At 62.7% G+C, this 19,967-nt stretch carries 23 protein-coding genes and 1 pseudogene; 10 read left to right on the forward strand and 14 right to left on the reverse strand.

What is annotated here, in order from left to right; genetic code table 11:
* The 3 genes from E5W70_RS22300 to E5W70_RS22310 form a co-directional block, all read right to left on the reverse strand.
* Nucleotides 1-310: transposase family protein (locus E5W70_RS22300; protein ID WP_292662462.1), on the reverse strand; the 310-nt coding region annotated here is incomplete at its 3' end.
* A 176-nt stretch (nt 311-486) separates the two neighbouring features.
* Nucleotides 487-1,098 (reverse strand): PilZ domain-containing protein, encoded by a 612-nt coding sequence (locus E5W70_RS22305; RefSeq protein WP_292662465.1) that lies wholly within the window; start codon nt 1,096-1,098, stop codon nt 487-489.
* A 117-nt stretch (nt 1,099-1,215) separates the two neighbouring features.
* On the reverse strand, nt 1,216-1,854 hold the full coding sequence (locus E5W70_RS22310) for a PAS domain-containing protein (RefSeq protein WP_292662468.1): 639 nt from the start codon (nt 1,852-1,854) through the stop codon (nt 1,216-1,218).
* A gap of 390 nt (nt 1,855-2,244) precedes the next feature.
* Here E5W70_RS22310 and E5W70_RS22315 point away from each other — a divergent pair, with 390 nt between their 5' ends.
* The 4 genes from E5W70_RS22315 (at nt 2,245) to E5W70_RS22330 (ending at nt 5,724) form a co-directional block, all read left to right on the forward strand.
* A complete protein-coding gene (locus E5W70_RS22315) occupies nt 2,245-3,012 on the forward strand; it encodes a rhomboid family intramembrane serine protease (RefSeq protein WP_292662471.1) in 768 nt (255 codons plus the stop codon).
* Between the two features lie 100 nt (nt 3,013-3,112).
* Nucleotides 3,113-3,544: a CBS domain-containing protein gene (locus E5W70_RS22320; RefSeq protein WP_023717464.1), complete on the forward strand. Its 432-nt coding sequence runs from the start codon at nt 3,113-3,115 to the stop codon at nt 3,542-3,544.
* 190 nt (nt 3,545-3,734) lie between these two features.
* A complete protein-coding gene (gene gatB / locus E5W70_RS22325) occupies nt 3,735-5,234 on the forward strand; it encodes an Asp-tRNA(Asn)/Glu-tRNA(Gln) amidotransferase subunit GatB (protein WP_292662474.1) in 1,500 nt (499 codons plus the stop codon).
* A gap of 1 nt (nt 5,235) precedes the next feature.
* Complete coding sequence (locus E5W70_RS22330) at nt 5,236-5,724, forward strand: GNAT family N-acetyltransferase (protein ID WP_292662477.1); 489 nt, start codon at nt 5,236-5,238, stop codon at nt 5,722-5,724.
* A 16-nt stretch (nt 5,725-5,740) separates the two neighbouring features.
* On the opposite strand, the gene E5W70_RS22335 is transcribed toward E5W70_RS22330, so the two are convergent.
* From E5W70_RS22335 to E5W70_RS22355, 5 genes are all read right to left on the reverse strand, one after another.
* Nucleotides 5,741-6,082: a hypothetical protein gene (locus E5W70_RS22335; RefSeq protein WP_292662480.1), complete on the reverse strand. Its 342-nt coding sequence runs from the start codon at nt 6,080-6,082 to the stop codon at nt 5,741-5,743.
* A gap of 151 nt (nt 6,083-6,233) precedes the next feature.
* Complete coding sequence (locus E5W70_RS22340) at nt 6,234-7,445, reverse strand: hypothetical protein (protein ID WP_292662482.1); 1,212 nt, start codon at nt 7,443-7,445, stop codon at nt 6,234-6,236.
* Between the two features lie 149 nt (nt 7,446-7,594).
* Nucleotides 7,595-7,894, reverse strand: a complete 300-nt coding sequence (locus E5W70_RS22345) for a hypothetical protein (RefSeq protein WP_292662485.1) — start codon at nt 7,892-7,894, stop codon at nt 7,595-7,597.
* A 94-nt stretch (nt 7,895-7,988) separates the two neighbouring features.
* Nucleotides 7,989-9,389: a glycosyltransferase family 39 protein gene (locus E5W70_RS22350; RefSeq protein WP_292662488.1), complete on the reverse strand. Its 1,401-nt coding sequence runs from the start codon at nt 9,387-9,389 to the stop codon at nt 7,989-7,991.
* A gap of 208 nt (nt 9,390-9,597) precedes the next feature.
* Nucleotides 9,598-10,482: a LuxR C-terminal-related transcriptional regulator gene (locus E5W70_RS22355; RefSeq protein WP_292662491.1), complete on the reverse strand. Its 885-nt coding sequence runs from the start codon at nt 10,480-10,482 to the stop codon at nt 9,598-9,600.
* A gap of 50 nt (nt 10,483-10,532) precedes the next feature.
* Here E5W70_RS22355 and E5W70_RS22360 point away from each other — a divergent pair, with 50 nt between their 5' ends.
* From E5W70_RS22360 to E5W70_RS22375, 4 genes are all read left to right on the forward strand, one after another.
* Nucleotides 10,533-10,751 carry a hypothetical protein gene (locus tag E5W70_RS22360; RefSeq protein WP_292662494.1) on the forward strand — a complete coding sequence of 73 codons (219 nt, stop codon included), beginning with the start codon at nt 10,533-10,535 and terminating at the stop codon, nt 10,749-10,751.
* Between the two features lie 258 nt (nt 10,752-11,009).
* Nucleotides 11,010-11,408, forward strand: coding sequence for an NADH:ubiquinone oxidoreductase subunit NDUFA12 (locus E5W70_RS22365; protein ID WP_292662496.1), 399 nt, complete (start codon nt 11,010-11,012; stop codon nt 11,406-11,408).
* 155 nt (nt 11,409-11,563) lie between these two features.
* Nucleotides 11,564-12,046, forward strand: a complete 483-nt coding sequence (locus tag E5W70_RS22370) for a DUF2155 domain-containing protein (protein WP_292662499.1) — start codon at nt 11,564-11,566, stop codon at nt 12,044-12,046.
* Nucleotides 12,047-12,135: 89 nt separating this feature from the next.
* Complete coding sequence (locus E5W70_RS22375) at nt 12,136-12,486, forward strand: hypothetical protein (protein ID WP_292662518.1); 351 nt, start codon at nt 12,136-12,138, stop codon at nt 12,484-12,486.
* 119 nt (nt 12,487-12,605) lie between these two features.
* Here the strand turns inward: E5W70_RS22375 and aat are convergent, their stop codons facing one another.
* The 6 genes from aat to E5W70_RS22405 all read right to left on the reverse strand — a co-directional run bounded on the left by aat (nt 12,606) and on the right by E5W70_RS22405 (nt 17,953).
* A complete protein-coding gene (gene aat / locus E5W70_RS22380) occupies nt 12,606-13,223 on the reverse strand; it encodes a leucyl/phenylalanyl-tRNA--protein transferase (RefSeq protein ID WP_292662502.1) in 618 nt (205 codons plus the stop codon).
* A 15-nt stretch (nt 13,224-13,238) separates the two neighbouring features.
* A complete protein-coding gene (accC, locus tag E5W70_RS22385; RefSeq protein ID WP_023674822.1) occupies nt 13,239-14,582 on the reverse strand; it encodes an acetyl-CoA carboxylase biotin carboxylase subunit in 1,344 nt (447 codons plus the stop codon).
* 19 nt (nt 14,583-14,601) lie between these two features.
* Nucleotides 14,602-15,060, reverse strand: a complete 459-nt coding sequence (gene accB / locus E5W70_RS22390; protein ID WP_292662508.1) for an acetyl-CoA carboxylase biotin carboxyl carrier protein — start codon at nt 15,058-15,060, stop codon at nt 14,602-14,604.
* 26 nt (nt 15,061-15,086) lie between these two features.
* Nucleotides 15,087-15,521, reverse strand: a complete 435-nt coding sequence (aroQ, locus tag E5W70_RS22395) for a type II 3-dehydroquinate dehydratase (protein ID WP_031211260.1) — start codon at nt 15,519-15,521, stop codon at nt 15,087-15,089.
* A gap of 163 nt (nt 15,522-15,684) precedes the next feature.
* The gene (locus E5W70_RS22400; protein WP_292662512.1) at nt 15,685-16,488 is read right to left on the reverse strand and encodes a DsbA family protein; all 804 of its coding nucleotides are present in this window, start codon (nt 16,486-16,488) and stop codon (nt 15,685-15,687) included.
* Between the two features lie 70 nt (nt 16,489-16,558).
* Nucleotides 16,559-17,953: a M48 family metalloprotease gene (locus tag E5W70_RS22405; RefSeq protein ID WP_292662515.1), complete on the reverse strand. Its 1,395-nt coding sequence runs from the start codon at nt 17,951-17,953 to the stop codon at nt 16,559-16,561.
* A gap of 145 nt (nt 17,954-18,098) precedes the next feature.
* Between E5W70_RS22405 and E5W70_RS22410 the strand changes: the two are divergent.
* Both E5W70_RS22410 and glsA read left to right on the forward strand, forming a co-directional pair.
* Nucleotides 18,099-19,243: pseudogene (locus E5W70_RS22410) on the forward strand (aminotransferase class I/II-fold pyridoxal phosphate-dependent enzyme).
* A gap of 88 nt (nt 19,244-19,331) precedes the next feature.
* Nucleotides 19,332-19,967: glutaminase A (gene glsA / locus E5W70_RS22415; RefSeq protein WP_292662521.1), on the forward strand; the 636-nt coding region annotated here is incomplete at its 3' end.

Genomic DNA, 19,967 nt, shown 5'->3' on the forward strand with positions numbered 1-19,967 from the left:
TGGCTCGGGCGAAAGCTGCGGCAAAGGCAGCAAAGGCGCGACCGAAGGCCTCCGGGTCGAGCAGGCGCAGCAGCCGCGAGAAGGTGTCGTGGCTGGGAGCTGCGTCATAGTCGATCAGCCGCGACAGCGCCTGCTTGCGCTCCTGCGCGAACAGGGCAAATTCCGTCGCATTGCTGGCGCCGCACAGGCTTGCTGCGATCATCATCACGATCAGGTCGCCAAGCCGGTGCGTGGCGTTGGGCGCGCGTGGATCAGGCACCGCGCCAAAGTAGCTCTCAAGGCAGGAAATGGCAGTCGCTCCTTCGCTCAACTGCCTCTCCAAAGAATCCTTTCTCAGCCTAAACTCAACCCCAAAATCGCCATATGCGATTCCCCTGCCCGCAAGGGGGAGATCGACAGTTTCGCCGACGGCGCCTGCTGCGGTATCACCCCATCATTGCTTGACGCGATTTGCCTTCAAAAAACGGACCGTTTCGTTTTTGGCTGTCAGGACGAGCTGAGTTCGGTGTCGAGTGTTTCGGGCCGCTGGATGACGGCGAACTCGATGGCGATGCCATCTTCGAAATGGCGCACCACCTGGCCGCGCATGGTGCCCAGCGTCACCTGGACGCCGATGGCCGGCTTGACGTCGATCTCGATCGCCGCGCCAGACAGCGACAGGTCGATGATGCGGCACTGGTACTGCCGTCCGTCGGCAAGCTGCAGCACGCTCGTCGGGTTGCGCGGTGCGACGCGTTCATGGCGGCGGTCTTCCGGCAGGTCGAGCTCGTGCTTGTTGGCAAGCCAGGTCAGTTGCGCGGCGAGCTTGTCCCTCTTGCGCTCCGACGCGATGACGGTCATCGCAAAGCCATCCTGCAGGGTGCGCGTGATGACGCCTTCGATGCGGCCGATGTGATCGATATAGGCAATGACCTTTTCGCCAGCCAGGCCGGCGCGCTCGGTGCGCAGCGCAACGTTGCCGGGCGACATGTCGACCACCTGGCAGGGATGTTCGGTGCGGTCTTCCAGCATGAAGCGTCCGTAAATCTTCACGCGGACGCGCTGAAAGTTACGCCTTTCAGCTTGGGACGGCGCATGGTCGACCGCCGCTGACCTCATCACTGCCATACCCCGTTCGGCATTCCGCGCATGGATGCGGGGAATTTCAGCGGAAAACTACAACAAAGCAGGTTAACAAAGGGGAAAGCCCGGCGCTGTTGCTTTAATCTTTGGGCATCATTCCTCGCGTCCGCCGTCGAAGACGACCAGGTGACGGATGCGGCGGGCCTGGCCGAGCGCCGAAATCGTCTCGGGCGGGTCGAATTCCGATGGGGCGAGCGAGGGAACCTCTATCGCCGGCCGGTTCTTCAGGAACATCGGCTCCTTGTCGGGATCGACGACACGGATCGAATCGATCAAGGCGTCGAGGACCGGGTCGGCACCCAGCCAGAAAGGCTTTTCGACGGTGCTTATCACGCCGAGGCAGCGCGGGCTCTCGACCCCGCCGTCGAGCGGCAGCGCGAGCAGCTCGAACCTGTTGGAGCGACCAGTGCGGCTGAAACCCTCATAGGTGATGAGGGCCACCGATTTCAGGTCGAAGACGCCGTCGGTCAGCTTCGAAATCAGCCGCTGGTCCTTCTCGCGCCACAGCGAAGGGAATGAAAACCCCTTGAGTTCGCGGCCATAGACCGCGCAGAGCCTGGTGCCGGCCAGCCGGAACACCGCTTCGCCGCGCGTGTCCTTTTCCAGGATGAACGTGTCGGCCAGCAGCGACTTGATGTCGGCGGGTTCGACTTCCGAGCGCTTCGGGGCAGGGCGTCCGTCACGCAACCGGTTCCAATAATGGAACAGCGTGATCGATCCGGTCTGGTTCATGCTAATGCTGCTCCGCGCATTCTGTCTTCTGATGTCCCATCGGTGAACAGAAGGGCGCCCTCCGAAGACCTACATGCGTTGCGGAGCAGGATGCGTGCCAGCATCGTTAATACTTGTTCACGGGTCGGGGCGGTTAAGGTTAACAACTGGTTTACGTTGCGCGCATGCCAGCCCTGTGGCACACCAAAACCACTCCAGAAGCGGTCGTTTTGCGACGATCGGCAGCACTTCAGTCAAGAGTTCGGGGGAGCAAGGGGGCTCGACCAGCCGTTCAAGGGAAACCTTGGACGGCTTCTTTTTGATTCGGGGCTGCTGATTCGTCGTTTGTGATTCGGTTGGCCGTGATCTACATGCTCGCGAAGTCCAATCCAGCGACTGAGTGCAAGCCATATGAGCGATCCAGAAAGCCCGTCGGAGATCGAGCAGGGCGAGGGCGGGCCTGTCGCCCGCGAACCGGAGCGCCGCGAACCGGTGTTCAACCTGCCGCCCGTCGTGCTGGCGGTGATCGGCATTTGCGTCGGCGTCTTTCTGATGCAGCAGTATGTGCTTAGCCAAGACCAGCAGCTGATACTATTGTACGACGGGGCCTTCATTCCTGTTCTCTACACTGGCCAATACGGCTTCGACTGGTTCCTGTTTTCTCGGCCCTTTACGTATGCCTTCCTGCATGGCGGCTTTGCCCATCTTGCCATCAACATGGTGTGGCTCGCGGCCTTCGGCTCTCCGCTGGCCAACCGCTTCGGCGCGCTGCGCTTCAGCCTGTTCTTCGCCGCGACCGGACTGGCGGCGGTGGCATTGTTCTGGGCCATGCATCCGCTTGGCGAGGCGCCGCTGGTCGGCGCCTCCGGCGCGATTTCCGGCATGATGGGCGCGGCGGCGCGCTATGGCTTCCGCATCGACCGCTCGTCGGGCAAGGCCGCCTTCGCCGGCCGGCCTTTGCCGATGGCGGCGGTGCTGCGCTCGCGCGGCGTCGTCACCTTTCTCGCCATGTGGATGGTGATCAACCTCGCGACCGGCCTCTTCGGCCTCGCGCCCGGCATCGACGGCCAGATCGCCTGGGAAGCTCATATTGGCGGCTTTCTTGCCGGCTTCTTCGGCCTGCGGTTTTTTGATCGGCGGGAGCATGCACCCCGGCAGGCGGACGAGCCGGAGACCTGAGACCTCCGCACTTGAAATGCAGCCGATCGCGGCGCACCATGTTCATCCCAGGGAAAGCCGGCCAGGGCAGGAGCCGGCAGGAAATGCAGAGGAGGACGCCATGACTGTTAAGGCAATTCTCGAGGCAAAAGGCCACGACGTGGTGACGCTCGGGCCGAACGAAAAGCTCAGCGAAGCCATCCGCATGCTTTCCGAACACAGGATCGGCGCGCTGGTCATCACCAACGGCGACCACAAGATCGTCGGCATTCTTTCCGAGCGCGACGTGGTGCGGGTCCTCGCCAAGGAGGGGGCCGCGGCGCTCGATCTTGCCATCCGCTCGGCGATGACGCCCAAGGTGAAGATCTGCAATGAGAACCACACCGTCAACGAGGTCATGGAGATCATGACCAAGGGCCGCTTTCGCCATCTGCCGGTGGAAAAGAACGGGCTGCTCGACGGCATCGTGTCGATCGGCGACGTGGTCAAGCGGCGCATCGAGGATGTCGAGCGGGAGGCCGAGGAGATCAGGGCCTACATCGCCACGGCATGAGGCGACGCGGCCGGGTTGCCGGCTATTGAATTTTTTCAAGCTGCTATAGCAGTCCATCGCGGCAGGTGCGGGCCTGTGCCGCGTCGGCGCCTGCGGCTTTGCGCTTGTCTCTTTTGGCGGTTTGCACTAGCGAAGTTGCACATCAAAATATGCGTTCTCGCATATCCGCAATTTCAATATGCAGGCCCTTATGAGCATTATCGATACCCGCACGCCCGACGCCAAGCGCCTGGTTCCCGGCGCCACCGGCGACTGGGAGATCATCATCGGCCTCGAGGTCCATGCGCAGGTGACCTCGCAGGCAAAGCTGTTTTCCGGCGCCTCGACCATTTTCGGCGCTGCGCCCAATGCCAATGTCAGCCTGGTCGACGCGGCGATGCCCGGCATGCTGCCGGTCATCAACGAGGAATGCGTCAAGCAGGCGATCCGTACCGGGCTGGGCCTGAAGGCTGAGATCAACCACAAATCGGTCTTCGACAGGAAAAACTATTTCTATCCCGACCTGCCTCAGGGCTACCAGATATCGCAGTTCAAGCAGCCGATCGTTGGCGAGGGCAAGGTGATCGTCTCGGTCGGCCCGGACCGGCAGGGCGAATTCGAGGACATCGAGGTCGGCATCGAGCGCCTGCACCTTGAGCAGGATGCCGGCAAGTCGATGCACGACCAGCATGCGACGATGTCCTATGTCGATCTCAACCGCTCCGGCGTGGCGCTGATGGAGATCGTCTCCAAGCCGGATATGCGCTCCGCCGATGAAGCCAAGGCCTATGTCACCAAGCTGCGCACCATTGTGCGCTATCTCGGCACGTGCGACGGCAATATGGACGAAGGCTCGCTGCGCGCCGACGTCAACGTCTCGGTACGCCGGCCCGGCGGTGAATTCGGCACGCGCTGCGAGATCAAGAACGTCAACTCCATCCGTTTCATCGGCCAGGCCATCGACTATGAGGCGCGCCGGCAGATTGCCATCCTCGAGGACGGCGGCAGGATCGAACAGGAAACGCGGCTGTTCGACCCCAACAAGGGCGAGACGCGCTCGATGCGCTCCAAGGAAGAAGCGCACGACTATCGCTATTTCCCCGATCCCGATCTTCTGCCGCTGGAATTCGACCAGGCCTATGTCGACGCGCTGGCAAAGGACCTGCCGGAACTTCCGGACGCCAAGAAGGCGCGGCTGATCACCTCGCTCGGCCTGTCGACCTACGATGCCTCGATCCTGGTTTCGGAAAAGGCGATTGCCGATTATTTCGAGAAGGTGGCGGCCGGGCGCGACGGCAAGCTCGCCGCCAACTGGGTCATCAACGACCTCCTGGGGGCCTTGAACAAGGCCGGCAAAGATATTGAAAACGCTCCTGTTTCGCCAAACCAGCTTGGCGCGGTCATCGATCTGATCAAGGAAGGCACCATCTCCGGTAAGATCGCCAAGGATCTGTTCGAGATCGTCTGGAACGAGGGCGGCGATCCGCGTCAGCTGGTCGAAAGCCGCGGCATGAAGCAGGTCACCGATACCGGCGCCATCGAAAAGGCGGTGGACGAGGTGATCGCGGCCAACCCGGACAAGGTCGAGCAGGCGCGCGCCAAGCCGACCATGGCCGGCTGGTTCGTCGGCCAGGTGATGAAGGCGACCGGCGGCAAGGCCAATCCGCAGGCGGTCAACGAGCTGGTCAAGGCCAGGCTCGGGATCGAGTAGGATGTTCGTCCGTACCGCCAGCGAGCGCGATCTTGCGGCGGTGCGCGCATTGCTGGTCGAGACATGGCATGCCACCTATGACGCCATCTACGGCGCGGCGCGGGTCACCGAAATCACCGATGAATGGCATTCGATTGCCGCACTCAAAGCCCGGCTGACGCGGCCGAACTCGGAGTTCCTGCTCGCCGACGACGGCAAGAGCATCGGCGGCATGGCCTTCGCCGCCGCCACCACGGATCCCGGGATCGTCATGCTGAACCAGCTTTACGTGCATCCGGCCTGGCAGAGGCAAGGCATCGGCCAGGCGCTGCTGGACGAGATCGAGGCCAGCTTTCCGGAGGCCCGGACGCTGCGCGTCGAGGTCGAGGAAGCAAATGCTCCGGCCATCGCCTTTTACCGTGCGAGAGGGTTCTTGCCCGCCGGCAACACGGCCGATTGCGGCGGCGCCTCGGGATTGCCGGCGCTGGTTTTGGAGAAGGCGATCGGCTAGTTCGTTCGCCTGACGCTCAGTTGCGTTTCTCAGGCAGGTTGGAGCAGCCGGCGGCGAGAAACTCGCACGGCAGGCTGCCGCCGCCACCCGACGTGTGCGGGGGCGTGGCGGCTTCGATCTTTTGGACCTCGTAATATTTCGAGGTGACGCCCCATTTTTTGACGCCCTGGCACGTCGAGCGCACGCCAACCTCCGTCGCCTTTGCCGCAGTCTTGTAATACGTGGTGATCCTGCAGGATTGGCTTACCGGCAGCGCGTTCGCCGGGCTCGTGACCGGCGGCAGGAAGTTCGGGAAGGCAAGCAGCGAGATTGCCGCAATGATCCGGGCGGCGGGCATGGTGTGGGTAAGGTGCAGCATCGCTTGTCTCCATCGATGGCGCCGCTCGCTCGTGGCGCAGCGGCGCGTTTGTTCCCGCAAGATCAGGCCATGAAGCCGGCGCTGCCGCATCGGCCGCGCGGGGGACGGCGGCAGCGGTCTGAACCGCCGCCGTCATCCGCGAGCGGCCGCGTCAGGGCGTTTTCGGCTTGATAAGCGTCTTTCTCGGAACGGCGACTTTTGGAGGCCGGACCGTATTGGTTCCACCATCGACGGCCAGCCCGCCGCTGTTGAGATAGCGCACCGTATAGTGCAGCTCGTAGCCCGGAACTCTGATCCATGTAGGCTTGGGATTGAACTGGTCCGGCGGCCTCGAATACCACTTCGGGATCTGCATGATCTTGGAACCGGCGCCGAATCCCGCAGTCTTGGCCGCAACTGCGAAGGCGCTGTCTCTGGGATCGTTCGGCGGCTGATCGACATTGCCGATGACGACCAGCGAATCGTATTTTCGCGCGTCGAGCCGTACTGCGGGAAGGTTCAGCGCAGCCACATCGCCTTCGCGCATCGTCAGCGCCTTCTGGAGGCCATCCTCATTGGCGTAGACGTGGAGGTTTATGGCCTCGGATTCCGCATAGACGACATTGTTGTGGAAGTCGCGGGCTGGCAGGCGTGTGAGGCTGTCGAAGGTCACTTCTATCGTCGGCTTGGCTATGGCGTCCGTCACCACCAGGTTGCGTCGCGGCACCGTCCAGAAGATGAGATCATCGTCGGTGGCCTGCGTGCCGGCATCGGAGCCGTCTATGGCCGAGCATTTCGAATTCGGAACCGGCGTCGTCACCGGCAGGGGTGCCGAAAACGAGCTGCGTACCTGGGCGTCGATGTAATTGCCGACGTTGAAAACGTCTTCGAGGATGTTGCCGCCCTCGAAGCTCGCCGGGCCGGGTTGCGAGCGGATGATGACCTGGCTGGAATCGGTCTGCCAGCCGCTGCAGAAGACGTTGACGTCTATGGGAATGCCGATGTGACGGTCGGAGGTCACCGGGATCGAGACTTTGATGGTCAGGATGTAAGGAACTTTGACAAACCAGCTGTTCGGCTGGTTCAGCATCTGCGTCGCAAAGCGCGACGGCCGCCATTGCTTCAGCGATTCGATCGATGCGCGCGACGATCGTCCCTGGGCGGCCAGCTGTGCGTTGGTGGCGTCGACCTTGGCTTGCGCCAGGTTGCGGACGGTGTTGGTGATTAGGAACACGCCGAGTTCAGCTTTGCAGGGCTTGTTCGATTGTGCGGGGTTGCATGGGGCAAGTGCCGCACTGGGAATCGGCGGCCCCGAAGGCGGCGGCTGGGCGGCCGCGGTGGCCGCCATCAGGCAAAAGAACAGCATCGTGCAGGTTTTCAACATGGTATCCTCGCTCTGTCGTTGGAAACCACCCTCCGGCTAGACAGCAGCATTTCTTCGATGGCGGTTCATCGCCCGCACGGGGGATGAACCGCGAAACATCGGGCGGGCCCAGCGACGTTGAGCCGCCGCCGTCCTTTCGGATCGGATGGCTACTGCTTCACGGCGCCTTCGGTTGTCGCCTTCGGCGCGACGACCTTCGGCTTGGGGGTTTTCGGGCCTGGGTCGACTACCAATGCGGCCGTGCAGGAGCATTTGCCCGAACCGCAGTTCAGGTCGCCCTTGCACATTTTGGAATGCCGCATGTCGGTGCAGTCTGCGGTCCCGGAGCACGAGCAACTGCCTTGCCCAATCGTTCCGGACTGACATTTGAAGCTCCATGCCGGATCGGCGGCAAGGCCGGCCACAGCGAGCGATAAGACAAAAAGCATCGTCGAGATGAGCTTGCGCATGAATACCTCCCGGTTCTATCGAGCGATGGAACCACGAAGCAGCGACGCCTTCATCTCCCGCGCGGGGGACGAACTCGCGTACTGGTGACGATCGTCAATGCTGTCCCTTCAGCACGACGAGATAACCGCGTTCGACGCGAAGCCGGAACGCGATTTGCCCTGCAGAGCCCGGATCCTTGGAAACCTTGTCGATGACATAGCCGCTGGGATGCGAGCCAAGCCATTCTTCCGGTTTGTCGGTGCTTTCGAATGGCCTTTGCAACCGGGCCAGGAAGCCGACTTCGCCTTGATAGTCGAAAGCCACGGCCCAGTCCGCATCCTTTCGCTCGTCGATAAAGTTGGCGAGCGGCGTCAGGTCATAGCGTTTGAACGCGGTTGCCGATGCCACCGCGTGGCCGATGCCGAAAATGACAAGCATGACCACGGCCGAGCTCTTCAGCCTGGCGAGCGGGATCTCCGCCATGAAATATCCGAACAGGATGACCACGAACGGCAACATCGGCACGACATAGTGGGGCTGCTTGCCGGATATCGCGCTGAATACCAGAAACACGGCAACGAACGAGAACGACAGCAGGCGTAAGGCGCGCAGATCCGGCGACTTCGTCTCGATCAGGCTGCGTATCCGCGTGCGCAGCTTCAGCCGCCACACCTCGGGTATGAAGATCCACGGTATGAACATGACCGGCAGCAGCAGCAGATAGAAGTAGAACGGCCGGCCGTGCGAATTGCGTAGATTGCCGGTGACACGTCCCGCCGACTGGTTCCAGACGAGATCATAGACGAAATTGCCTTTTGTCAGGATCGTCGCCGGCACCAGCCAGATTGCCACCGGAATCAGCGCGGCGAGCACTGCCAGGCCCACTCCAGCGAGGAAGTTCGGTGTCGCCAGTCCCGCCCGCCGGTCGCGCCAGAACGGGTAGAACAGGATGGGCGCGCCGATATGGATCAGCACCACCGGGCCTTTCGTCAGCACGCCCATGCCGATGAACAGCCCGGCCAGAACGGCCTGCCAGCGGTTGCCGCTCCGGGCAAAGGCAACCAACGACAACAGCGCGGCGAGCACAAAGACCGTCAGCAGCAGGTCGAACAGGATCAGTGTCGAATAGATGACGAACACGCTGCTTCCGGCGACCAGCCAGGGGATGCGCCGCGCGATGTCGTCGCGGCCCGGAAACAGGGTCTTTGCCAAAGCCGTCGTCAGCCAGATGACGAGCGAGGAGGCGGCGAAGATGACCAACATCGCCGCCGGCCTGCTGGCGCCGAAAACGGTCCAGACAAGGTCGATAAGCCAAAACAGCAGTGGCGGCTTCTGCAGATAGGGCGCGAAATTCATCGTCGGGACGAAGATCTGTCCGCTCAGATACATTTCCCAGGTGACGCTGAGATATCGCGTTTCGTCGACGGGCAGCAGTGGCCGGAAAGCGACCGCGATTGCGATCAGCCCAAGCAGAAAGAGGTAGGGGAGCAGCCGCTCGGTAGATGTCGGTGTCAAAGATCGAGATCCGTGCCAGAAACAATTTTCATTCCAGCCGAGCATAGTGCCGCGTTTCTGGACCGCGAACGACCGCACCATGATTTTGGCCGAATTGCAACGATGCCGGTTTCGTTTCGCAGATTTTGCGGACGATGGTCTCAAGGGCTTGAAAAACTTGCCGGCCGAGTCTTTTGGACCGCTGCCGGTCCGGGGAACCTGCGCAAAATCAACTGGAGCGCAAGGGCGGCGACAATTCACGCATCAAGAGTTCGAGCTCGCGCTGATCACCTGTACCGGTCTTGTCGAAGATCGTCGCCAACTGCGACTTGACGGTGCCGTCCGAGACGCCGGCGGCGGCGGCGATTTCCTTTCGCGTCAGGCCGGCGGCAACGTGACCGGCGACGCGCCTTTCTGCCGCGGTCAGCCCGAACAGCGCCGCAATGGCTTCAAGCGCCGGGATTGGTGCCGAACCGGCCGCCGCGATGAAGATCGCTGCGGCGGCGCGCTGCGAGATGCGCGCCGAGATTTCATGCCGCGCCAGCGGCATCACATGGGCCACCGCCGGAACGGCCGTCTTGGCCAGGGGAATGTTGATGCCGCAAGGTCCGAGCGCGAATTCGTCGCGCGTTCCGAGCTGGACGGCGCGGCCGATTGCGGCGTTGGCGTTGGCATAGGTGAATGAAAGCTGGCCGCGCACGCAAGCAACCGAAATGTTTTCGGCGAGCAGCGCTTCGGCTGACGGGTTGGCGAAGATGATGGTCATGTCTTCGGCGACGATCAGCACCGGATGGTCGAGGCTTTCGATGATGGAGCGGAAGATTTCGGCCTTGCGCCGCTCGGCCTCGAACAGGTCGCCGATGGTCACCGCGCGCCGCACATGCGGCGCCAGCAGGCAGACAAGCTCGAGATCCTCGCGGGAAATCTGGCGCCTGTCCTTGTCGGTCACCACCATTAGCGTGCCGATCCGGGTCGGCCGCTTCATCAACGCCACCCAGAAGAAATCGTCCAGGCGGTTGGGTTGCACCCATTCGCGCACGATGCGGCTTTCGAGCCATCTCTGTCGCGTATCCGGGCCTTGCAGGGCGTAGATCGAATCGACGGTGAACGGCACGTCGATCTCCAGGGAACCGCCGCATAGAACGGCACTTGCGAGCCGTAGTCATGCTTCAACGGCTCAAGAACTGCGGGATCGCCGCAGGACACCGAAAACCGCGCGGAGCTGTTGATCGTGTCGATGACGGCGAGCATGGCAAGCTGGCCTTCCGCCAGGCTGCAGATGGCCTCGAGTGTCGCCTGCCAGCGGTCGACGTCGGCAATCGAATCGTAGATCGCCTCAACGACCTGCGGCAATGCGCGACCGGCCGTGCCCGCCAGCGATGACATGAGCCCCTCTCATTTGCCGTCCTTGAGGCAACGAAGCATCAACTCCTAGAATAACGCTGCGTAAGGTCGCCAACAACCCATTTCATCTGCTTCGGGCGGACGCGAAAATCGCATGAACGTTTCGCTTTACCGCCAGCCATTTGCTCGTCGGTTGCGGCAAGACCCTTGCCTTCGCAATGCCGTGACGCCATAAGCAGGAACAGGCGCCGCAGCCGCCGCGAGGACTTGCTACAAGGACTTGCCACGAGGATTTGGATGAAAACTTTCCTTCTGCAGTTTTTCACCTGGTGGAACAGCCAGACATTGGGAACGCGCTTCCACACCTGGCGGCATGGCAACAAGGTCGGGCAGGACGAGGTCGGCAACGTCTACTATGAGGGCGGCGTCGATTCGGAAGGCCGCACCCGTCGCTGGGTCATCTACCGCGACTATTCGGAAGCCTCGGCGATTCCGCCCGGCTGGCATGGCTGGATCCATCACCGTGTCGACGTTGCGCCGCCAAGCGAAGACTACAAGCCACGCGAGTGGCAAAAGCCGCATGTGCCGAACCTCACCGGCAGCCCCGCAGCCTATCGGCCGAAGGGCTCGGTGCTGACCAACCAGCATCGTCCGCAGGTGACGGGCGACTACGACGCCTGGACGCCTGGCTCGTGATCGATTGCCGCGACACGAGCGCGGTCCCCAAGGGCGCGGCCCCCAGGGGGCGGTCCTTTGTCGCCACAATTGCCGTTTAGCTGTTTGCTGATCCGACAGCAGCAACTAGCCTTGGCATTAAGAGAATCACCCGGGCGCAAACCACCGGACCTTGCATGAGCATGTTCAGCCGAATTTTGACGGGCGGATTAACCGCGGTCGTTCTCGCTTCTATGGTGGTGCTTGCTGCTGCGCAGGAATTGGCGCCGCCTGCACCGGACGCGTCCGTGGCGCCTGCAGCACCCGCAGTATCCGAGCGCATCACCAATCCCGTCGCTGAATTCGCCGGCATCGACAAGATCACCGGCCGTATCATCACCTTCGATGTCTACATCGACGAGACGGTGCAGTTCGGCGCTTTGCAGGTGACGCCGCGCATCTGCTATTCGCGGCCCGAAAACGAAGAGCCGAAGACGGATTCGTTCGTCGAGGTCGACGAGATCACGCTCGACCGGAAAATACGCCGTATCTTCACCGGCTGGATGTTTGCCGAAAGCCCCGGGATCAACGCCGTCGAGCATGCCGTCTATGATATCTGGCTGAAGGGCTGCAAGCAGAAGTCCGACGTGCCGGCACCGGCTGCCCCCAAAACCAACTAGAATCTGTCAGTGCGGCAGCGGATACCGCGCCTTGCGGAACCGCCGTGTTGCCCAAGCGTTGGTGCCTCTCTACGGAGGAGCTTGCCATGATGATGGCCAACAAGAACGAACTTCTCGACATCGAAAGGGGATTCTGGAGCGGCGGTGCCGACTATTTCAAGGCCAATGCCGATATCGAATGCCTGGTGGCCTTCCCGCAGATGGCGCGGGTGATGAGCAATACCGATCTGGCCGCAACTGCCACGGACCCGAACCGCTGGCGCGATCTCGACATCGACCTCAAAGGCATCATCGAGCCGGGCAGCGACATCGTCATGCTGACCTACGAGGCGCGTGCGACGCGGCAAGATGGCGAAGCCTATGCGGCGCTGGTCAGCACCGGCTATGTCCACCGCGTCAATGGCTGGAAAATGATGTTCCACGCACAGACGCCGCTGTGACGGCAGCAAAACGCCAACCGGCCGCTAGAGCAATTCCAGGAAAAGTGTGAACGGTTTTCCGTCCGAAATTGCGTCAAAACAAAGAGATAGACCGGTTCGAAACGATGAACCGTTCTAGGTCACGGAAAAAACACAGCCTCGCCCTTCAGCGCCTCGGCCAGCATCTTCTCGTATTTGCCGCGCGGCACGTCGATTGCGCCGAAGCGTTTCAGATGCTCGGTGGTGAACTGCGTATCGAGCAGTGCAAAGCCGCGCGCCTTCAGGCGTTCGACGAGGTGAACCAGGCAGGCCTTTGACGCATCGGTCTCCCTGGCGAACATGCTCTCGCCGAAGAACACGCGGCCAAGCGATACGCCGTAGAGGCCGCCGACCAACCGGTCGTCGTGCCAGGCCTCGACCGAATGGCAATGGCCCATCCGATGCAACTCGATATAGGCTTCGCGGATCGGCGCGTTGATCCAGGTCGACCGACGTTCCTCGCGCCTTTCGGCGCAGGCCTCGATCGTCGCCTCGAAGTCGAAATCGATGCGGAACTCGAACAGGTTCTTGCGGATCGTCTTTCTCAGACTTTTCGGTATGTGGAACCCGTCGAGCGGAATGATGCCGCGCGTCTCCGGCCGCACCCAGAACACTTCGGGGTCATTGGCGCTTTCGGCCATCGGGAAGACGCCGGAGGCATAGGCTTTGAGCAAAAGGTCGGTCGGGATGCGATAACCGGGTGCGTAGGGACGGGTCATCGCTTCGCCCCTGTATCACTCGCCTTCGGCCAGGTATTTTTCCAGCCAGTGGATATCGTAGTCGCCATTGGCGATGTCGGCGTTGCCGACGAGGTCGCGAAACAGCGGCAGCGTCGTCTTGATGCCGTCGACGACGAATTCGTCGAGCGCGCGCCGCAGCCGCATCATGCATTCGACGCGGTTGCGGCCGTGCACGATCAGCTTGCCGATCAGGCTGTCGTAGTAGGGCGGGATCTTGTAGCCGGAATAGACGCCGGAATCGACGCGGATGCCGAGGCCGCCCGGCGTGTGGAAATGGGTGATGGTGCCCGGCGACGGGGTGAAGGTGCGCGGATCCTCTGCATTGATGCGGCATTCGATGGCATGGCCGTGGAAGCGGATATCTTCCTGGCGCACCGAAAGCCCGCCGCCCGAGGCGACGCGGATCTGCTCGTGCACGAGATCGATGCCGGTAATCGCCTCGGTCACCGGATGTTCGACCTGCAGGCGCGTGTTCATCTCGATGAAATAGAACTCGCCGTCCTCATAGAGGAATTCGATGGTGCCGGCGCCGGAATAGCCGAGATCGGCGATCGCCCTGGCGCAGACGCCGCCAATATGCGCGCGCTCCTCGGCATTGAGCGCCGGCGAGGGCGCTTCTTCCCAGACCTTCTGGTGGCGGCGCTGCAGCGAGCAGTCGCGCTCGCCGAAATGCACGCCGCGCCCGGCACCGTCGCCGAACACCTGCACTTCGATATGGCGCGGCTTCTGCAGATATTTCTCGATATAGACGGCGTCGTCGCCGAAGGCCGCACCCGCCTCCGAGCGTGCCGTCTGCAGCGCCACCTCGAGGTCGGCCTCGCTACGCGCCACTTTCATGCCGCGCCCGCCGCCGCCGGCCGACGCCTTGATGATCACGGGGTAGCCGATCGCGGCGGCAATGCGCTTGGCTTCCTTGTCCTCAGTGACCGCACCGTCGGAGCCGGGCACCACGGGAATGCCGAGGCGTTTTGCGGTGCGCTTGGCCTCGATCTTGTCGCCCATGATGCGGATATGGTCGCCGGTCGGGCCGATGAAGGTGATGTTGTGCGCGGCAAGGATGTCGGCGAACTTGGCGTTCTCCGACAGAAAACCGTAGCCGGGATGCACCGCGTCGGCGCCGGTGATCTCGCAGGCGGCGACGATCTGGTGGATATTGAGATAGCTGTCGCGCGACGGCGGCGGGCCGATGCAGACGCTCTCGTCGGCGAGACGCACATGCATGGCGTCGGCGTCGGCGGTCGAATGCACCACCACCGTCTGGATGCCGAGTTCCTTGCAGGCGCGCAGCACCCTGAGGGCGATTTCGCCGCGATTGGCGATGAGGATTTTCTGGAACATCTTTCGCCTGTTCCCGGCTCTACTCGATCACGACGAGCGGCATGCCATATTCGACCGGCTGCGCATCTTCAAACAGGATCGCCGTCACCGTGCCGGCGCGCGGCGAGGGGATCTGGTTCATCGTCTTCATTGCTTCGATGATCAGCAGCGTCTGGCCTTCCTTGACCTTCTGGCCGATTTCGATGAACGGCCTGGCGTCGGGCGACGGTGCCAGGTAGGCGGTGCCGACCATTGGCGAGGCGACGGCGTTCTTCGACACGTCGGGCGTCGCCGGGGCGGCCGCTGCCGCAGGCTGCGCGGCTGCCGGGGCATAAGCCGGCTGAGCTGCGGCGACAGCATGGACGGCCGGCGCCTGCCGCGAGACGCGCACCTTCAGATCGCCCAGCTCGACCTCGATCTCGGTCAGGTTGGTGTCGTTCAGTATGCCCGCCAGATCGCGGATCAGCTGCTGGTCAACACCGTTCTTCTTTATCGACATTTTCGAGCCTTCTGTTTGTTGGCCGGTCATAGGCGTGCAGCCAGCGCCTGCAGCGCCAGCGTGTAGCCGAGCGGCCCGAACCCGCAGATCATGCCGACGGCGACCGGCGCGACCATGGAGACGTGGCGGAATGGTTCCCGCGCGTGGATGTTGGAGAGATGCACCTCAGCGACCGGCAGCGGCGCGACAGCGCGGATGGCATCGTGAATGGCGATCGAGGTATGGCCGTAGGCGCCCGGATTGATGACGATTGCGGCGGCCTTGTCGGCGGCCTCCTGGATCCAGTCGACGAGGTCGCCCTCATGGTTCGACTGGCGGAAATCGATCTCAAGCCCAAGTGCGGCACCCGCCTGCTTGCAGTCGTCGGCGATCGCGGCAAGCGTCTTGCCGCCATAGATGCCCGGCTCGCGCTTGCCGAGCGCGTTGAGATTGGGGCCGTTCAGGACGAAAACCGTTTTCAAAAAATGCCGACCTTTCCCGGCGCGGCTCAGCCGGCGCGCCGGACCCTCTATAATGGGCATAGACGCTGGCGAAAAGAGCGCAAGTGCGTTCTTTCGCCGTCCACAGCAGCCGGAAAACGGCCCGTGCCGGAAACCCGCAGCCTGATCGAAACCCGAACGCTAATCAGAGCGCGGCCTTCGCCGCCTCGATCTTTTCGGCCAGCACTTCCTGGCCAAGCGCGCCGAACACCACCTCGTTGCCGACGACATAGGACGGCGTTCCGGTGATGGCGAGCTTGGTGGCGAGATCATATGTCTTGGAGAAGGCCTCGGTGATGCTCGGGTCCTTCATCTTTTCGCGCAGCGCCGCCTCGTCGGCGCCGAGCGACAGCGCCACCTTGATTGCCGCCGCCTCGGTGGCGCGCCCCTGGCCGCCGAGCAGCGCGTTGTGGAACTCGCCGTATTTCTCCGGCTTCATCAAATGGAAGGCCATCGAGACGACGCTCGCCTTCTGCGAATCCGGGCCGAGGATCGGGAACTCCTTGAGCACGAAACGCAGGTCCGGGTCGGCTTTGGTCAGCGCGCGCATGTCGTCGATGGCGCGTTTGCAGTAGCCGCAATTGTAATCGTAGAACTCGACGATGGTGACCTTGCCGTTCGGGTTGCCGACAACGCCGTCGAAGGAGGAATTGAAGATCTGGTCCTTGGCGTCTTTGATGACGCCGAGACTGGCGACGCGCTGTTCTTCCTTCTGCTTGGCCTCGAGTGCCTGCTGGGCCTCCAGAAGCACTTCCGGGTTCTTCAGGAGATAGTCGCGGACGATGCCTTCGACTTCGGTTCGGTCGAGCTTGGTTTCCGAGGATGCCATCTGGACAAGCTGCGCCGTGCCGGCCTTCGCCGTCTGCGGATTGCCGGCGACGAAGCCGAACGCCAGCATGGCGAGGGCCGCTGCCACTCCGGTAGTGCCCAGCAGAATTGCCTTGGTCATGATCCTCGATCCTCTTGCCTGTGTTCGGGTCCGCTCGGTTTGGCTGTGTCGCAGCGTGCGTCCGAAAGGTTCACTTCTTCTTACCTGATGGTGCGTAGTTTATTATGTCCTGCGCGCGAAGCCAGCCCGGCTCGCCCCGCTTCATGCTCTGCTGCGCCCGCATGGCGAAGATTTTCGCATTCTTGTAGTCGCCGGAATAGAAATGCCCTTCGGCGGTTGCAAGCTCGGCGGCCGGGATGTTGCCGAGTTCCCCGTAGGCCTGTGCCAGATAGCGGTATCCGGCGGCGTTTTCGCGATCCCGCCCGAGGCCGGTGTTGATCTGCGCCACCGCCTTCTTCAGCGAATCCGCCGTGCCGATGGCCATCAGCGCCTGGCCGTAAGAGACCGGCAGCAGCCCGGATCGCGCCGGATCGAGGCTGACCGACTTGGCATAGGCGTCCGCCGCATCCTTCGGCCGGTTCGCCTTCATCAGGATATCGCCGCGCAATTCCTGGAAATAGGGATTTTTCGGCTGTTCCTTGATCAACGCGTTGGTCTTGGTGAGCGCCGACGCCAGATTGCCGAAAAGGTACGTCATCTGCGCGTCGCCATAGCGCGAGGCGAGGCTGCCGGGGTTCTTTCGCATCAATCGCGCCGCCGCGGCCTGTCCCTGCATATAGGCGGCGATCTTGATGCGCATCATATCATGGCGCTGCTGCAGTGCAGGGGGGTCGACCTTGTCGACGTAAGGGCTCTGCTTCACCAGCACTTCGAGATTGGCGACACGCTCCTGCGGCATCGGATGGCTGATCCTGTAGGGATCGACTTGCGCGCCCGAGAGCGACAATGCGTTTTGGAAACGGTTGAAAGTCTTCAGCATGCCCATGCCGGACTGGCCGGTAGCATTGAGATAGGTGATCGCCGAACGGTCGGCGGTCATCTCTTCGGTGCGCTGATAGGCGAGGATACTGCGTTGCGCCATCTCGCCGCCGCCGGCCATCACGCCCATGCCGGCCCCGGCGAGGCCGCGGCTGTTGCTGGTGGCGCCGGCCACCATGGCGCCGGCGCCAAGCAGCGTCGCCAGGATTGCCATCGTCTTGGCGCGCTCGAGCTGTTCTCGCAATTTCTGCTGGTGCCCTCCGGCGATATGGCCGGCCTCGTGGGCGATGACACCGATGATCTCGTTGGGCGTTTCGGCCGTCATCAGCGCGCCGGTGTTGATGAACAGGCGACGGCCAGCAACGAAGGCGTTGAAGCTCTGGTCGTTGACCAGCACGATGTTGATGGCATCGCCCGACAAGCCCGCCGCCTTGAAGATCGGCCGCGCGTAATCGCGTACCAGCGCCTCGATCTCTGCATCGCGCACCACCGGCACATTCTGCGCAAAGGCATTGACCGAGCCGGTGATGGCGACCACCGCCGCAAGCGAAAGCGTCGCGAAGGCGCGCGCTGTCCTGGCGATCGTCGATTTGGGTCGGCTCAACATGGCAGGTCCACTGGTAGACGAGTGGGCGAAGGATGAAAAGTCGGCAGCCTAAACTTACCGAACTTGTGATCCCCACACCAATCGGGCATTTGTGCGGCGCGGCCAGCATGGCCGGCTCGTGCGGACAAGTGTGGTGGATTGAAAAATGGTTGTTTCGCTTTCGCGCCGCGGCGCGGTCGAACCGTTCCACGCCATGGACATCCTGGCCGAGGCGAATCGGCTGAAAGCCAAGGGCCTGCCGGTCGTTTCCATGGCCGTCGGCCAGCCTTCCGATCCGGCGCCAGCCGGGGTTCGCGAAGCGGCGACGATCGCCTTGAAAGCAGGCCGCATCGGCTATACCGACGCGCTGGGCCTCGCCGGTCTGCGCAAGGCGATCGCGGCGCATTATGGCGAGCATTACGGGCTTGACGTTTCGCCCGAGCGGATAGCCGTCACCACCGGATCGTCGGCTGCCTTCAACCTCGCTTTCCTGGCAATGTTCGATCCAGGCGACCGCGTCGCCATCGCTGCGCCCGGCTATCCTGCCTATCGCAACATCATGGCCGCGCTCGGCATCGACATCGCCGAGATCGAGTTGGACGGCGCCGCCTATCTCCATGCCGAGCACCTGCAAGCCGCGCATCGCGAAAAACCGCTGAAGGGCGTGCTGTTCGCCAGCCCGGCCAACCCGACCGGCGCGGTCATTCCCGCCGGCGATCTCGAGGCGCTGGTCAAGACGGCGCAAGAGCTCGGCATCGCCGTCATCTCGGACGAAATCTACCACCGGCTGGCCTATGCGGCGCCCGACACGACCGCGCTTTCTTTCGGCGCGGATGTGACGGTGATCAATTCCTTCTCGAAATATTATTGCATGACCGGCTGGCGCATCGGCTGGATGGTGCTGCCGCAGGAACTGGTGCGGCCGGTCGAGCGCATCGCCCAGAGCCTCTACATCTCGCCGCCCGAGCTGTCCCAGATTGCCGCGATCGAGGCGTTCAAGGCGACGGCAGAACTGGAAGCGGTGAAGGCGCGCTATGCCTGGAACCGCGAGCTCTTGATTGCCTGCCGGAACTCGGCTTTGCGCTTGCCGCGCCGATGGACGGCGCCTTTTACGCCTTCTGCGACGTCACCAGGCACACCAATGACAGCATGGCGTTTGCGCGCCGGATGTTGGCCGAGGCGCATGTGGCGGCGACGCCCGGCCGCGATTTCGATCCGCTGCAGGGCCATCGCACGATGCGCTTTTCCTACGCCGGCAGCCACGACGACATGGTCGAGGCGATGGCGCGTATCGAACGCTGGCTGAAGTAGCGGGGACGACGATGCCGGAGCTTGAACAGCGCCCCAACTTGGACAGGTCCCCCAGCTTGAACAGGCATTGCGCGAGGTCGCCGCCGAAATGGCGGAGCGTGCCGATCGCGGCGACGTCGCCAGCTATATTCCCCAGCTCGGCAAGATCGATCCGAAAAAATTCGGCATTGCCGCGGTGACCAATGACGGCCGCGTGCTGACCGCGGGCGACGCCGACGAGGCGTTTTCGATCCAGAGCATCTCAAAGGTGTTCACGCTGACGCTGGCGCTTGGCAATGTCGGCGACGCGCTGTGGCAGCGGGTTGGGCGCGAACCTTCGGGCAATCCGTTCAACTCGATCGTCCAGCTCGAGCACGAGAACGGCATTCCGCGCAATCCATTCATCAATGCCGGCGCCATCGTCGTCTCCGACATCCTGCTCGCCGGCCATCAGCCGCGCGAGGCGATCGGCGAGATCCTGCGCTTCATCCAGTTCCTGGCCGATGACGACACGATCATCATCGACCGCGAGGTCGCCGCGTCCGAACGCGCCACCGGCTTTCGCAATTTCGCGCTTGCCAATTACATGAAATCGTTCGGCAATCTCAATCACGCGCCGGAACTGGCGCTGGGCGTCTATTTCCACCATTGCGCGATCGGCATGAGCTGCCGGCAACTGGCCCTGGCCGGCCGCTTCCTCGCCAATGGCGGCAAGAACCCGGCGACCGGGCATTCCGTCGTGTCG

This window comes from Mesorhizobium sp., assembly GCF_005063415.1.
Taxonomy (GTDB): Bacteria; Pseudomonadota; Alphaproteobacteria; order Rhizobiales; family Rhizobiaceae; genus Mesorhizobium.

Bases quoted from the DNA above. Each gene is read 5' to 3' on its own strand.
- accB (WP_292662508.1), bottom strand. From the start codon at position 15,060: ATGTCGATAAAGAAGAACGGTGTTGACCAGCAGCTGATCCGCGATCTG.
- E5W70_RS22335 (WP_292662480.1), bottom strand. From the start codon at position 6,082: ATGCTGCACCTTACCCACACCATGCCCGCCGCCCGGATCATTGCGGCA.
- E5W70_RS22340 (WP_292662482.1), bottom strand. From the start codon at position 7,445: ATGTTGAAAACCTGCACGATGCTGTTCTTTTGCCTGATGGCGGCCACC.
- E5W70_RS22345 (WP_292662485.1), bottom strand. From the start codon at position 7,894: ATGCGCAAGCTCATCTCGACGATGCTTTTTGTCTTATCGCTCGCTGTG.
- E5W70_RS22370 (WP_292662499.1), top strand. From the start codon at position 11,564: ATGAGCATGTTCAGCCGAATTTTGACGGGCGGATTAACCGCGGTCGTT.
- E5W70_RS22365 (WP_292662496.1), top strand. From the start codon at position 11,010: ATGAAAACTTTCCTTCTGCAGTTTTTCACCTGGTGGAACAGCCAGACA.
- E5W70_RS22360 (WP_292662494.1), top strand. From the start codon at position 10,533: ATGCTTCAACGGCTCAAGAACTGCGGGATCGCCGCAGGACACCGAAAA.
- gatB (WP_292662474.1), top strand. From the start codon at position 3,735: ATGAGCATTATCGATACCCGCACGCCCGACGCCAAGCGCCTGGTTCCC.
- E5W70_RS22330 (WP_292662477.1), top strand. From the start codon at position 5,236: ATGTTCGTCCGTACCGCCAGCGAGCGCGATCTTGCGGCGGTGCGCGCA.
- E5W70_RS22320 (WP_023717464.1), top strand. From the start codon at position 3,113: ATGACTGTTAAGGCAATTCTCGAGGCAAAAGGCCACGACGTGGTGACG.
- aat (WP_292662502.1), bottom strand. From the start codon at position 13,223: ATGACCCGTCCCTACGCACCCGGTTATCGCATCCCGACCGACCTTTTG.
- E5W70_RS22305 (WP_292662465.1), bottom strand. From the start codon at position 1,098: ATGAGGTCAGCGGCGGTCGACCATGCGCCGTCCCAAGCTGAAAGGCGT.
- accC (WP_023674822.1), bottom strand. From the start codon at position 14,582: ATGTTCCAGAAAATCCTCATCGCCAATCGCGGCGAAATCGCCCTCAGG.
- E5W70_RS22405 (WP_292662515.1), bottom strand. From the start codon at position 17,953: ATGTTGAGCCGACCCAAATCGACGATCGCCAGGACAGCGCGCGCCTTC.
- E5W70_RS22400 (WP_292662512.1), bottom strand. From the start codon at position 16,488: ATGACCAAGGCAATTCTGCTGGGCACTACCGGAGTGGCAGCGGCCCTC.
- E5W70_RS22315 (WP_292662471.1), top strand. From the start codon at position 2,245: ATGAGCGATCCAGAAAGCCCGTCGGAGATCGAGCAGGGCGAGGGCGGG.
- E5W70_RS22375 (WP_292662518.1), top strand. From the start codon at position 12,136: ATGATGGCCAACAAGAACGAACTTCTCGACATCGAAAGGGGATTCTGG.
- E5W70_RS22310 (WP_292662468.1), bottom strand. From the start codon at position 1,854: ATGAACCAGACCGGATCGATCACGCTGTTCCATTATTGGAACCGGTTG.